General features: G+C 42.5%; 11 protein-coding genes, 1 tRNA gene and 1 rRNA gene. 4 read left to right on the top strand and 9 right to left on the bottom strand.

The window, feature by feature from the left end:
* The first annotated feature begins 31 nt into the window (after positions 1-31).
* From rrf to ABUE36_RS13205, 3 genes are all read left to right on the top strand, one after another.
* A 5S ribosomal RNA gene (gene rrf, locus ABUE36_RS13215) occupies positions 32-148 on the top strand.
* A 152-nt stretch (positions 149-300) separates the two neighbouring features.
* Positions 301-373, top strand: a tRNA-Thr gene (locus ABUE36_RS13210).
* Positions 374-552: 179 nt separating this feature from the next.
* Entirely contained in the window at positions 553-1,731 is a 1,179-nt protein-coding gene (locus ABUE36_RS13205; RefSeq protein WP_161001881.1) for an NAD(P)/FAD-dependent oxidoreductase, read from the top strand.
* Between the two features lie 56 nt (positions 1,732-1,787).
* Here the strand turns inward: ABUE36_RS13205 and ABUE36_RS13200 are convergent, their stop codons facing one another.
* The 3 genes from ABUE36_RS13200 to istA all read right to left on the bottom strand — a co-directional run bounded on the left by ABUE36_RS13200 (position 1,788) and on the right by istA (position 5,424).
* Complete coding sequence (locus ABUE36_RS13200) at positions 1,788-3,347, bottom strand: bifunctional metallophosphatase/5'-nucleotidase (RefSeq protein ID WP_421016885.1); 1,560 nt, start codon at positions 3,345-3,347, stop codon at positions 1,788-1,790.
* Positions 3,348-3,453: 106 nt separating this feature from the next.
* Positions 3,454-4,191, bottom strand: a complete 738-nt coding sequence (gene istB / locus ABUE36_RS13195) for an IS21-like element helper ATPase IstB (RefSeq protein ID WP_014386885.1) — start codon at positions 4,189-4,191, stop codon at positions 3,454-3,456.
* A 9-nt stretch (positions 4,192-4,200) separates the two neighbouring features.
* On the bottom strand, positions 4,201-5,424 hold the full coding sequence (gene istA, locus ABUE36_RS13190; RefSeq protein WP_003555353.1) for an IS21 family transposase: 1,224 nt from the start codon (positions 5,422-5,424) through the stop codon (positions 4,201-4,203).
* A 219-nt stretch (positions 5,425-5,643) separates the two neighbouring features.
* Between istA and ABUE36_RS13185 the strand changes: the two genes are divergently transcribed.
* A complete protein-coding gene (locus ABUE36_RS13185) occupies positions 5,644-6,573 on the top strand; it encodes an IS30-like element ISLpl1 family transposase (RefSeq protein WP_421016461.1) in 930 nt (309 codons plus the stop codon).
* A gap of 9 nt (positions 6,574-6,582) precedes the next feature.
* Here the strand turns inward: ABUE36_RS13185 and ABUE36_RS13180 are convergent, their stop codons facing one another.
* The 6 genes from ABUE36_RS13180 to ABUE36_RS13155 all read right to left on the bottom strand — a co-directional run bounded on the left by ABUE36_RS13180 (position 6,583) and on the right by ABUE36_RS13155 (position 13,198).
* Positions 6,583-7,794, bottom strand: a complete 1,212-nt coding sequence (locus tag ABUE36_RS13180) for an MBL fold metallo-hydrolase (RefSeq protein ID WP_421016884.1) — start codon at positions 7,792-7,794, stop codon at positions 6,583-6,585.
* A gap of 119 nt (positions 7,795-7,913) precedes the next feature.
* The gene (locus tag ABUE36_RS13175) at positions 7,914-8,843 is read right to left on the bottom strand and encodes an IS30-like element ISLpl1 family transposase (protein ID WP_096109805.1); all 930 of its coding nucleotides are present in this window, start codon (positions 8,841-8,843) and stop codon (positions 7,914-7,916) included.
* Between the two features lie 132 nt (positions 8,844-8,975).
* The gene (locus ABUE36_RS13170; protein WP_421016883.1) at positions 8,976-10,247 is read right to left on the bottom strand and encodes an ABC transporter substrate-binding protein; all 1,272 of its coding nucleotides are present in this window, start codon (positions 10,245-10,247) and stop codon (positions 8,976-8,978) included.
* A 99-nt stretch (positions 10,248-10,346) separates the two neighbouring features.
* Positions 10,347-11,171: a carbohydrate ABC transporter permease gene (locus ABUE36_RS13165; RefSeq protein ID WP_161001884.1), complete on the bottom strand. Its 825-nt coding sequence runs from the start codon at positions 11,169-11,171 to the stop codon at positions 10,347-10,349.
* 24 nt (positions 11,172-11,195) lie between these two features.
* The gene (locus tag ABUE36_RS13160; RefSeq protein ID WP_017261107.1) at positions 11,196-12,092 is read right to left on the bottom strand and encodes a carbohydrate ABC transporter permease; all 897 of its coding nucleotides are present in this window, start codon (positions 12,090-12,092) and stop codon (positions 11,196-11,198) included.
* Positions 12,089-13,198, bottom strand: coding sequence for an ATP-binding cassette domain-containing protein (locus tag ABUE36_RS13155; RefSeq protein ID WP_161001885.1), 1,110 nt, complete (start codon positions 13,196-13,198; stop codon positions 12,089-12,091). The genes ABUE36_RS13160 and ABUE36_RS13155 overlap by 4 nt, the downstream gene beginning before the upstream one ends.
* Positions 13,199-13,508: the final 310 nt, after the last annotated feature.

Below are 13,508 nucleotides of genomic sequence, written 5' to 3'. Positions count from 1 at the left end.
TGATTCAGTTTTGAGTGGATAACGCTCAGAGTGTGGTGATGATGGCACGAAGGATACACCCGTTCCCATGCCGAACACGGAAGTTAAGCTTCGTCGCGCCAAGAGTAGTTGGGGGATCGCTCCCTGCGAGGGTAGGTCGTCGCCATGCGATTGAAACGTCAATCTGATGATTGGCGTTTTTTTGTATCTTGAAAGGCGCCTGATTAAGGCACGGCGCCTTTCAGCAAGAAATGCTAGCTAGGCGTTGATTAAACCTTGAAGCCAGTGAAAAAGTCCGTTATACTAACAGATGTGCTATTTGCCGGATTAGCTCAGTTGGTAGAGCATCGGTATCGTAAACCGAGGGTCAGGTGTTCAAGTCACCTATCCGGCATCTTTTAATTGAATATTCCAGTGCAAAACGTCTCGTTATTTGAGGCGTTTTTTATTTTTCTAAGTTTATTAATTGATTATATTGTGCAAAATAGAAATAGCGAGCGTAAATTAGGACAATTAAATGCGATTGCTTTTATAATAGTCATGAGAAGAAAAACACTGAGGGAGGTCATTATTATGACAGAAGTTGTGGTATTAGGCGCTGGGTACGCTGGATTACGAACGGTCCGCGAATTGAGCGGCACATCGAACGTACACGTAACCTTAATAGATCGAAATTCATATCACTATGAGGCCACTGCATTACATACTGTGGCAATTGGCACAAATGAAGCTGACCACATCACTTTTGACATCCGTAAGGCTATTCCTAAAGAAGTAACCTTTAAGCAAGACAATGTGACACGCATCGATCCCCAAGATAAAACGGTAACGTTAGAGAAAGAAGCAACACCGTTAAAATATGATTATCTAGTTGTTGCACTAGGATTTGAGTCAGAAGACTTTGGCATTAAAGGAGCGGCGACATACGGATTACCACTCCAAGATATTGATAGTGCCAAAGCAATTAGGAAACATCTTGAAGAACGTTTGGCCGCATACAATGACACACACGATGAACGGGATCTGCACATTATCGTATGTGGTGCCGGCTTCACGAGTATCGAACTGCTGGGAGAATTAGTCTATCGCATGCCTTCACTAGTTGAACAGTATCATTTGCCAGCAGATAAAATTCAAATTACTTGTCTTGAAGCAATGCCAAAGATTTTACCAATGTTCGATCAAAAGCTTGTCGATTTTGCCGTACAATTCTTAGCAGATCATGGTGCAATCATTCATACATCTACGCCAATTGACGAAGTGACAGATCACAGTGTCATTAGTGGGGATAATGTTTACGAAGCCAACACCATTATTTGGACTACTGGGGTTCGCGGCAGCCACGTTATCAGTGATTCACAATTTGATCAGAAACGAAACCGCGTGGCAGTGACGAGTCAGCTTACTATGAAAGATCATCCTGAAGTGTTCATCATTGGTGATAGTAGTGCGGTTCCTGATCCAGCTAGTGGACGTTTTTACCCAACTACGGGACAAATTTCTATTGCTCAAGCGACCCACACAGCCAAGAATATTAAGGCATCGATTGACGGGACCCAATTATCTGACTTTACTTATAAATCTTTGGGAACAGTTTGTTCACTGGGACCAACGACTGGTATTGCAGAGATAGGTGATTCAGGTCGGATTAAATTGAAGGGTCGTAAAGTTGCTCTTGTTAAAAAGATGGTTAATGACCGTTCAATTATGGAAGAAAGTGGCTTTGCAAACATGATGCGAAATCTAAGTTAAAAATAGTCAGAAAAAACTCTCTCACCGCGTTTTCGGTGGGAGAGTTTTTACATTAGTCACAGAACTTTTGTATTCGCTACTACTCGATAAGTGCTAGTTGGCACTACAGAGACGATTTGACGTTTTGAAAAATAATGGGCAATTAGCTCGGCCATGTCAATGGGCACAGTTTTAATTATTTTATCAGCAGAGAACATATGAAATTCGCCACCGCCAATTGCACGATATTGATTGAGAACGATGTGCAAACGATCTGTTTTCTTGACTGATTCGCCATGGTAGATCAGTTCGGTAACACGATCGTCAAGTGGTCTGGTTACATCGACCGTGTAATTTATGCCGGCAAATAGATCGTAGTTATAATGTTGAACTTTTGGATCGGTGTAATCTTTGCTGACACCAACTTGCTGACCGTCCCACTGCCAATAATGCGCGCATTGTTCTACGGCCGCACGTAAATCTGCACCGGTGATTTCTAAAACGGCTAAGGTGTTTGGATACGGATAGCTGATTTCAACATCACGCATTGTAACTTCACGGTCTAGCCCTGCCACCTCGTTGGTGAACAAGGCGGTGCTGGAGAGGTCAACTCCGGCGGCTTCCATCTGAACTTGGTTAATAAAGTCGAGGTAGGGGTGCCCGTGTAATCTGGCCATCATAGGATCGCTAATATGTGCATCTTCCTCTAGCTGACCAATGGTCGTATCCAACCAGTTCTCTGTAGCCATTTCGCTCTTTGCTAATGGTTCATTGATTTGTATTCGTGGCTGCACTGTAGCGGTTTTAATCAGCGAAGCTTCACTATGGGTTATGACATGATCTTCCACGGTGAGGTTAATTTGGCCAACGTAAGCACCGCGATAGCCTGGCTGTGTTGTTGGCACACCATTCACGTGGGTTGCAATAGAACGGTGTTGATGGCCTGTAACGAGGGCGTCGATGCCGGGAACTTTAGAAAGGGCAGAAGCTTCGTTTTCGCCAGTTTCTAGTTCAGTTGGTCGATTTGTATCCAAATCGCATTCAAATCCGCCATGATAGGCAACGATGACAATATCAGCTAATTGATGAAGCTTAGGCACGTAATTTTTTGCCGTTTGTAATGCGGAAACAAAGGATAAACCACGAACGTGATCTAAAGGTTCCCAGTGGCTAATGTAAGAGGTGGTGAGCCCTAAAATAGCTACTCGAAGACCGTTATGAGTGAAGATTTTGTAAGGATTACCGAAATAAGGCCGTCCTTGTTCATCCAGGATGTTTGCACACAAGATAGGGTAATTCCGTTTTGAAAGTACATGTTCCATATACTCCCGACCGTAATTAAACTCATGGTTGCCCAAGATACCGACATCATAATTGACGTTATTGGCGACGTTACTGAGCAAGGGTGCAGATGTCTGATCAAAATGATTTAGGTAGTAGGTTAGCGGGGAACCTTGAATAAAATCGCCGTTTTCAATGGTTAGCACCATATCTTGTGGATCTGACTGACTCCTTATTGTGTCAATGACTGTCGCAGCACGCGCTAGACCAAACGGTGATTGCTGATTGGCAGTTCGAAAATCTGTTGGGTAGAAATAGCCGTGAATATCACTAGTAGATAAAATTGTTAATTTCATGGAGAACCCCTTTAAAACGAGTAAATTTCATCATAGTTTGGTAAAAATGTCAAGGGCAGTTTAAAAATGTAGGTTTTCGGCAGAAAGAAATGTAGGTTTTCGGCAGTTACTTGAGGCCACGTAATCGGTAAGATTTACCAGTGATCTTCACTACGTGAACATGATGAACCAAGCGATCGAGAATGGCTGCTGTCACAGTTGGGTTCTGGAAAATATCAACCCAAGCGGATAGATCACTATTGCTGGTAATGATCGTTGAATGCTTTTCATAGCGGGCATTGACTAGCTGAAATAAGAGGTTAGCTTCTTGGTGACCAATTGGCAAATACCCAATTTCATCAATAATTAATAGGTCATAGCGCGAATAGCGGCTTAGAGATCGATCAAGCAGTCCTTTTTCGTAAGCTGCTCTCAATCTAATCAACAGCTCATGACAATTAATAAAGAGAACCCGACAGCCCTGTTTACAGGCCTCAATCCCAATACTAATTGCCAAGTGGGTTTTACCGACTCCCGGATTGCCAATAAAGATTAAGTTTTCAGACTTTTCCATAAAAGCCAGATTCTGGAATTCCAGAACCTCTTGGCGATTCATACTGGGTTGAAAGCTAAAATCAAATGTATCTAGGGATTTTGTATTGGGGAACCGAGCACGGCCAATGGCCCGTGCAATCTGACCTTCGTGTCGATTCTGGAGTTCCGAATTAGTTAAATCAATTAGCGCCTCAGTTAATGACAGATTATCAGTGTGAATTTGATCAAGGTAATTCGGCAAGTATTCACGGATTTTGTTTAACCCTAAGCGCTCAAGATTATTTAAAAGAATTTGATTATTAGTGGTCATGGTAGCCTCCTATAAGTTGTCGTAATCAGTCATATGTTCACGAATGTAAGCTGAAATGTCTTCATCTGTCCGCCCTTTAAGCAAATCAGATTTGAGGATATTGAACTGATCTTGGGGGTCATAATTCAGCGAATTGGTAGTTATGGAGTGCGTACGAATTTCTTCTCCGTTATAATAAATGTGAATGCGCTGCTCATCATTGGAGATTTCAACAGCAACCGTACAACCAATGTATCGCGGATCTACTGAGTACTTACATTTGCGGAAATTGATCATGGCCTCCTTCGAAACGACACGGGTAATGTTTTCTTCGAAGTATGGTTCAAGGAGATTAACTGGAACGCGATGAAGGTACTCTTTTTCTTCGTCTAACCATTTCAGGTACGGGACTTCGTCCGTGGCCTGCGAAGTTTCATGATTTAGATCATCTCGGAGCATATGAACTAGTTCGATTAGCTCAGTTCCATCAGCAAATTCAGTATTGTATGGCCGTAAACGTTCAACCGTGCGAGCAAGGGCTTCAACTGCACCTTTAGTTTGTGGTCTGAATGGTCGACAAGCAATTGGTGTGAAACCGGCATCTTTACAGAATTCGTGGAACCGTTCGTTAAAGACAGCGTGGCCAAACTGGGATTTTGTATGATCCACAACGGTTTTCATATTATCAAACCAGATTTCCGTCGGAATACCTCCGGTATGAAGGAAAGCGTCGTGTAAGCAAGAAAAGAGGGTATCTTGGCTCCGATCAAAGGTTAGTGTCATATATTTGAGTTTTGAATAAGGCAATACATACAAGAAAATATTGAATTTAAACAGCTCACCCTCGCTGCTCACTAGGGCCATTTCTTCTTTCCAGTCAACTTGAGCAGAGAGACCAGGGGAATGTTCAATCCGAATGGTAGCTTTCTTAACTCGTTCTCGGCGGGTTTGGCGACAATAATCTTTCACGAGGGTATAGCTGCCGGTAAAGCCCTTCTTCTGGATAAATTTAAAAATTGAAGCAGCCGAACAATTTAGTTCAAGCTTTGAATCGATGGTTTGCTTGAATGGATCCAGTAAACTTGGCCGTTTCGGTCGACCACTTGGTCGGCCCTTAAGTCCAGCTTTGACTTCCTCATAGGCTTTCTTAACGGTTCGATAATCAACATTATATTGCCGGGCAATCTCGGCGAAGTTAGGCTTAATATTTTCAGTCACGTAAATCGTCACTCCTTCTCTTAAATCACGTCTCACATCAAATTCCTCCTACACTCTGATGTGATTCATGATACAAAAAATGTAGGAAAACCAACAGTTCTAACCTGCCGTTTTCCTACATTTTACGGGTGCCTTTTACAGTAAAAAAAGGTGAGTGGTAGATTGTAAAATTAATCCGAACGCTGTTCGGACAAAAAAGATCAGCTTCCTTTAAAATGGTGTTTACCACAAACCCATCTTTTAGGAGCTGATCTTTTGTCTAGTATAACCTATTCCGAACGAATTAAAATCGAAACCTTTTGTGAACTAGGGCTGTCCAATATCCAAATGGGCGTTCGGCTGAACCGATCACCGTCAACAATTTCTTATGAATTATCTCGATGTCAACCTTATCAGGCTGAATTAGCACAAACAGATGCCGAATACAAGCGATCACGATGTGGTCGGAAAACTAAGCTGAGCGATGAGTTAAAGCAAAAAATTCTCAACCATTTACGTCTAAGCTGGTCACCAGGAATGATTGCTCACGAATTTAAACTAGCTACTAAATCTATTTATAATTGGCTAAATCAGGAGAGAATTGATTTCTCCTTGAATGATCTACCTGAACATGGCGTACGCCAACGGCGTAACGTTGACCAACGATCCAAATATAATCAATCTTTGGGGCGATCAATTGAACAGCGTCCCATGATGATTAATCAACGTAATCGCATCGGCGATTTTGAACTAGATACAGTCGTTGGTCCTCGTGGGCATAGTAAGGCAGTTTTATTAACTTTAATCGATCGAAAATCACGGTTCCTTTGGGCATACCGGTTAAAAGATCGGACGACAGTGACTGTTAATGAAGCACTAACTAAGTTCCTAACCACTTTTAATGGTCCGGTGCACAGCTTTACTGTGGACCGTGGCACTGAGTTTAGTGGGCTAGTATCACTTGAATCACAATATGGTATTAAGACCTATTACTGCCATGCTTATACGCCAGCTGAACGTGGTAGTAATGAACGCTTTAATCGGAATTTACGTTATTTTTATCCTAAAGGGACTCGTTTTGAACACATTAGTGCTCAAGATTTAACGACGACGTTACTCCAAATTAACCAGCGACCGCTTAAAATACTCGACTGGCAAACACCGTATCAGGTTATGCTGACAAATTTGTCCAAAAATTCGGATTAAATTTGCAATCTACCGAGTATCTAATTCTGACATGGCAGCGACGGCCGCTTCTGGATGAAATGAATGCCAGATACCTGTAGTTTGCGCGTTAACGTTTTTAGCAATGGCAATGAGCGCATTCCGAGTAGCATGGCCTGAACTGCCTAAGTACTGATATTCGGCGTGATGTTGTGCGAGAAATTCCTGTAGTTTCATGTAACGAGGATCGTAATTGCCAAGTGGTTCGCCATTACTGTGTAAATATAGGAATTTTGGGCAGCGAGACAATACTTGTAAATCAGCGTAACTATTCTGTAGACAAAAACGTTCTGGCTCGTGCTGAATAGTGGACATGGAAACGGGAATTAACATCGCAAAATCCTGTTTGTTAAGTCGTTCTGTTTCTTGAACGTGAATTAATGCTTCAGGATAAAAGCTACTTAATAAGCGGGCGTATGGTAATTCCCAGACAACGGGGCGATTATACGCATTTGCTGTTTGATTAAAGCGTAATAATCGCTCAAGGTTTCGTGGATACGGATTAATGACAAGGAGACGCTCATCATTTTGAATCAGTTGCCTAAAGGTACGCTGAACATCATCTTCACTGACTGGTTCAGAAAATTCTAAATTCTGTTTCGGTTCAAAGCTGAAGCTCGTGCCCTCTAGCATAAAGAGATCCAGATGAGCTGCTCGAAATGCGTTTATCCAGTTGTGAACACGTTCTAGGTGAGGACCATGAAGACGAACGTCGCCAGAGTGACCAAAGGAGTGGTGACCATCGCTAACTAGCAAAGCAGCGGCTCCGAAAGCATCATGGTCGCTAGCAAAACCTGTTACAGAAAGGTCGCCGATTTGAATAGTGTGATCATATTCAAATGCATGAAGATTAATTCCTAGAGGCATTGCCAGGCCAGAGCCAGCTAAGTTTTGATACAGTCGATACGATTCATGAGAGATATAAACCGGAATGTTACTGCGCAGGTAGGCTAATGCTGCCGTGTGGTCTAAGTGCAAATGACTGATAAAAATGGCTTCATGTTGAAAGGCGTGTTTCTGATTATCCTGAAACAGCTCATTAAGTGCAGGTAAACTGTGTTGTGCAATCAACGTTCGGACATCTGTTTCTTCGCTATTTTCAGTCATACCGAAGTCCATAATGACTCGAGATGTTTCGGTGGCAATTTCCATGATGTTGCCGCCAATGGTGGATAAACCGTTTAAAAATCGAACAGTAGTCATAGATTAGCCTCTTAATATAAATACAGATATTGGCATATGTGGGGAAAGCAGATGTTCTATGTAGCAGGGCGACGTTCTGACACAAACGTCGCCTGTTTGGGATAAGGTAGATTGCAAATTTAATCCGAATTTTTGGACAAATTGGTCAGCATAACCTGATACGGTGTTTTCCAGTCAAGTATTTTAAGCGGTCTCTGGTTAATTTGGAGTAACGTCGTCGTTAAATCTTGAGCACTAATGTGCTCAAAACGAGTCCCCTTAGGATAAAAATAACGTAAATTCCGATTAAAGCGTTCATTACTACCACGTTCAGCTGGCGTATAAGCATGACAGTAATAGGTCTTAATACCATATTGTGATTCAAATGATACTAGCCCACTAAACTCAGTACCACGGTCCACAGTAAAACTGTGCACCGGTCCATTAAAAGTTGTTAGGAACTTAGTCAGTGCTTCATTAACACTCGCTGTCGTTCGGTCCTTTAACCGATATGCCCAAAGGAACCGTGATTTGCGATCGATTAAAGTTAATAAAACTGCCTTACTATGCCCACGAGGGCCAACGACGGTATCTAGTTCAAAATCACCGATGCGATTACGTTGATTAATCATCATGGGACGCTGTTCAATCGATCGCCCCAAAGATTGATTATATTTGGATCGTTGGTCAACGTTACGCCGTTGGCGTACGCCATGTTCAGGTAGATCATTCAAGGAGAAACCAATTCTCCCCTGATTTAGCCAATTATAAATAGATTTAGTCGCTAGTTTAAATTCGTGAGCAATCATTCCTGGTGACCAGCTTAGATGTAAATGGTTGAGAATTGTTTGCTTTAACTCATCGCTCAGCTTAGTTTTCCGACCACATCGTGATCGCTTGTATTCGGCATCTGTTTGTGCTAATTCAGCCTGATAAGGTTGACATCGAGATAATTCATAAGAAATTGTTGACGGTGATCGGTTCAGCCGAACGCCCATTTGGATATTGGACAGCCCTAGTTCACAAAAGGTTTCGATTTTAATTCGTTCGGAATAGGTTATACTAGACAAAAGATCAGCTCCTAAAAGATGGGTTTGTTGTAAACACCATTTTAAAGGAAGCTGATCTTTTTTGTCCGAACAGCGTTCGGATTAATTTTACAATCTACTATAAAAATACTTAATGTGACAATGTTTGAAAAACTAGTTTGCTGAAGTAATTTGCTTTGCTTGTTTAGCAAGCTTTGTTAACGCATCTTTTGCGGACGTGTTCTTAGTGAGCATGCTGTTAAATGCGTCACCTTTGTCGTTATAGTATTCACCGAAACCAGCAAAGGCAGGTTGGGCGAATGCTTTTGGTAATGAGTTTACAGCTGCTTTGTTCTCAGGGTGTTGTTTCAAAAAGCTTTGGTAATCTGCGGAGTTAGTAGCTGATTTTGATAATGGTACATAACCAGTTAATTTAGCCCACTTAGTAGCAGTTTTTGCTTTAAGTAGATACTTCATAAAGTCGTAAGCGCCACGTTTTTGCTTGGTGTTTGCACCTTTAAATAGCACTAAGTCGTTACCTGCGACTTCCGTACCACTCTTACCTTCATATGAAGGAACAGGGGCGGTGGTCCAGTTTAATGTTTTAGGTGCTTGTAACTTCGTTTGGGTCAAACCGGCGGAAGAACCAATGTAGAAAGCCGATTTCCCGTTAACAAAGTTTTTGGTCCAGTAGTTATCGGAGCCAGCTGATTTAGCCGTGCCATCCTTAACCATGTCTAGAACCAAATTGGCGGCCGCAATGGACTTCTTGTTGGCTACCTGAACTTTGCCAGTGCTGGAGACGGGCGTTACACCAGCCGCGTGCGCCATACCTTCCCATTCCATGTCAAAACTCTTGTCGAATCCGTAAGCATAGATTCCATCTTTTTTCAGCTTGGCACCATCTTGTTTCAATTGATCCCAAGTCTTAGGAATGCTCAGGTGATATTTCTTCAGAATGTCTTTGTTTACATACATAATGCGCGTTGACTTTGAAAATGGTGTTGAGTAGTAAGTGTTATCAATCTTGGATCCGGAAAGAAAGGCTGGGTAAATGTCCTTTTTCGCTTTTGATGACATGCCCTTATACATTGGATTTAAATTATCGATAAAGCCATGGTGTTGATAATCAGGTAGGTTTGTATAGGTTGTCATGCCCAAAACAGGCAGACTATGTGACTTGGCTGCGGCCATGACCTTTTGGTTCATTTGGGTGTAGTCACCTTGCGAGGTGGCGACAACTTGGTACTTAGTTTGCGACTGATTGTAGTCGTTAACGATTGTGTTGAGATTCTTTTGATAAGGGCCAGTTAAACCGCTCCAAAAAGTAATCTTTGTTCGGTTTGTCGAAGTATCGGCGGCATGTGCAGGTCGCAGCGCCGTTAATGTAATACCGGCTGCAGCAGCTAGCGTTGCCAGCAGCATCAAACCTTTATGGGTCTTCATGATCTTTTTCATCCTTTCTCAAACAGAAGTGACATTCCCGATACAAACACCTGATTCTCGATGGCAACACCCCTTTCGGTGCAAAGCTGTTAAAGCGGTTTAACCCTTAAGACCTGATTTACTAATACCAGCAATGATGTATTTTTGTAGGCACAGATAAACGATGATCATTGGCAAGATAACAAATGTTGATGCCGCCATGAGGAGTTGAAATTGTGTCCCGGCGTCGCTGGTGAAGGCATTCAAACCAACGGGAAGCGTTCTTACTTTAGCCGTGTTAGTCACAATAAGTGGCCACATGAATGAATTCCAACTGCCAATGACTTCCAAGATACCGATTGCGGTGATGGCCGACTTGGATAGCGGCACCATCATAGTCCAGAGGAAGTGCCAATCTGATGAACCATCTAATTTGGCCGCGTAATAGAGTTCGTTTGGAATGGCGTTGAATGTCTGACGTAAGGTGAAAACGGCAAAAAAACTGGCTAACCAGGGGATGATCAACGCACCAAAGGTGTTAATCAGACTAAATTTTGATAAGGTAACGAAATTTGGAATAATCAACATTTCGCCAGGAACCATCATGGTCGATAAGAAGAGCGCGAATAGAAAGTTTTTGCCATAGAAGTTAAGCCGGGAAAATGCAAAGGCGGCTAAAATCGTTGTAAATAACTGACCAATCGTTGTGACCGTGGTGACGATAAGACTATTGATAAAATATGTTAAAAATGGGGCAGCGTGCCATGCAGTAACGAAGTTTTGCCACTGCAGGTGCTTTGGAATCCATGTTGGCGGCACCCTAACCGTTTCTGGGGCTGTTTTTAAAGCGGTTGAGAGCATCCAGATGAAGGGCACTAACATCGTAATGGCACCCAGCGTCAAAATGATTATGAGTAAAGCCTGACTGATTCGCTTTTTCGTCATGCGAAGCTCCTTTTGAACAATCGACTAAGCATAGTGCACGTGCTTTCTGCTGTACCAAAATTGAATGATGGTGACGACGAGAATAAGTAAAAATAAGACGACACCTGATGCGGCCGCAATACCATATTTCCATTCTGAGTAAAATTTTTGGTACAGGTAGAAAACAATGGTGAGCGTCGATTTACCTGGACCAGGTGAGCCACCAAACAGAACAAAAATTTCGTCGAATACTTTGAAACCACTGATGACGCTGGTGACACTAACTAGGAAGGTCATTGGTGAAAGCAGTGGCAAGGTAACATGAATGAAGCGTTGCCAAGCATTTGCGCCGTCAATTTGTGCTACCTGATCGTAACGTTTGTCGATATTACTCAGGCCGACGAGGAAGAGAATGATATTGAATCCCAATCCTTTCCAAATGGTCATAATAATTAATGCGGGCATTGCCCAATGAGGATCATTTAACCAGTCAATAGGATGAACGCCGAAATGACTTAAGAATGCGTTGAGCAGGCCGTATTGATCGTTATAAATCCACTGCCAGACCAGAGAGATGGCAACCGTGCTGGTAACAAAGGGCAGAAAGTAAGCTGTTTTGAATAGGCCGGCTAAAAAGCGAACGCGGTGTAATAAAAGGGCAATGATCAGTGATAAAAGAACGGAGAATGGCACGACCCCGAGGACAAAGATCAGCGTATTACGAACAGACAAATAGAAGTCAGGATCCGAAAAAATAAACTTATAATTGGCCCATCCAAGAGCACTGACCTTATCGGTAAAGAAGTCGTACTTCGTATAAAAACTCATCGCAAAAGATTTAAAAATGGGATAGATGTTAAACACCAACGTAATGATCAGCATTGGCGCAAGGTAGGCGAATGCAATCAACGTTGACTTAATTGTCGGATGTTGTTTGATCATGCGTGGATTACCTCGGTTGGTTTCAACGGTGATACGTTGGTCGCAACGGTCTCAGGCCAGATGCGGTTACCTGACTGATTGAAAACAAAGACACCTTGTGGTCTCAAGGCAAACTGAAGTGATTTGCCATTGCGACCTAAATCCTGTTCTCGGAAACCGTCTGCAATAATCGTGTGACCGCCATAATTAAGGGAAAGGCTTGTTTCTCGTCCGAAGCGGTTGGATTGAACCTGAGTGCCAGTAAGCGGAAGCATAGTTAAGTGGTCATGCGGATCGGTAGCGGGCACGATACTCTCAGCACGAATGGCAACGGTAGTACCGTCTGAAAGGACGCTGGTAGGGACAACAGTTTTAAAATCGTCACGAACGTTTGCAAACGGAATGGTATTTATGATTGGCGATCCAATGAACTTAGCAACAAAAAGGTTGTCAGGTTGATCGTAAAGGCGATTAGGTGTCGTGAACTGTTGGATTTTGCCCTCGTTTAGAACCATGATTTGGTCGGCGATATGAATGGCTTCCTCCTGATCGTGGGTCACGAAAACAGTGGTCACGCCAGTTTCCTTTTGAATGCGACGGATCTCTTCACGCATTTCTACCCGCAATCGGGCATCGAGGTTAGAAAGGGGTTCGTCAAGTAATAAGATGCTCGGCGATTTTGCTAGGGCACGAGCGATTGCGACTCGTTGTTGCTGTCCGCCGGAAAGTTCGCTGGGTTTCTTAGATAATTCAGTTTCAACATGGACCAATGCCGCGAGTTCACGCCCTCGTTTGAGTCGGTCTGCTTTCTTAACCTTGGCCATTTTCATCGGAAAACAAATGTTATCCAACACGGACATATGAGGATAAAGTGCATAGTTCTGAAAAACCATTCCCACTTTGCGTGCCAGAGCGTCTTTTTTCGTAACGTTCTGATCACCAAAGAAAATTTGACCACCGGTTGGCGAAAGCAAACCACTAATCAAATTCAAGGTTGTTGACTTGCCACAGCCACTTGGGCCGAGCAAACAGGTCAACTGTCCTTCAGGAATGGTAAAACTGATATTATTTAAAATGTTGTTTACGTTGTCGTATGCTAACGAAACGTTTTGAAACTTTACATCCACAATGAGACACCCTTTCGTAAACTGAATAGTAAGCAGATATTGGAAAGCGTGAACAAGGAATATCTGCGCCGATAGATTGTTGTACTGACGTCGTTTACTCATTACTAATCGTGATTTGAAAATGATTGGCAATGTCTAACCAACAATCAGTATACACGATTGAAAACGAGTCTCAAGTTATCTAATGTTCGTTTTATTTAACTAAAAACTCATAAATAAATATATTAATAAAATCATTTAGAACAGAATGTGAACTATACAAACTTTTGACTTATGATGTAATGAAAATGGTTGATGCGAATTTTTACCG

Origin of the sequence: Furfurilactobacillus cerevisiae, from assembly GCF_048961765.1 — a bacterium.
GTDB lineage: Bacteria > Bacillota > Bacilli > Lactobacillales > Lactobacillaceae > Furfurilactobacillus > Furfurilactobacillus milii_A.
The sequence above is the reverse complement of the archived record's forward strand: the minus strand, read 5'-3'. Positions and strand labels throughout refer to the sequence as shown.

Excerpts from the sequence above, each read along its gene's own strand:
- ABUE36_RS13180 (WP_421016884.1), bottom strand. The coding sequence starts at position 7,794 with ATGACTACTGTTCGATTTTTAAACGGTTTATCCACCATTGGCGGCAAC.
- ABUE36_RS13170 (WP_421016883.1), bottom strand. The coding sequence starts at position 10,247 with ATGAAGACCCATAAAGGTTTGATGCTGCTGGCAACGCTAGCTGCTGCA.
- ABUE36_RS13200 (WP_421016885.1), bottom strand. The coding sequence starts at position 3,347 with ATGAAATTAACAATTTTATCTACTAGTGATATTCACGGCTATTTCTAC.
- istB (WP_014386885.1), bottom strand. The coding sequence starts at position 4,191 with ATGACCACTAATAATCAAATTCTTTTAAATAATCTTGAGCGCTTAGGG.
- ABUE36_RS13165 (WP_161001884.1), bottom strand. The coding sequence starts at position 11,171 with ATGACGAAAAAGCGAATCAGTCAGGCTTTACTCATAATCATTTTGACG.
- ABUE36_RS13205 (WP_161001881.1), top strand. The coding sequence starts at position 553 with ATGACAGAAGTTGTGGTATTAGGCGCTGGGTACGCTGGATTACGAACG.
- ABUE36_RS13160 (WP_017261107.1), bottom strand. The coding sequence starts at position 12,092 with ATGATCAAACAACATCCGACAATTAAGTCAACGTTGATTGCATTCGCC.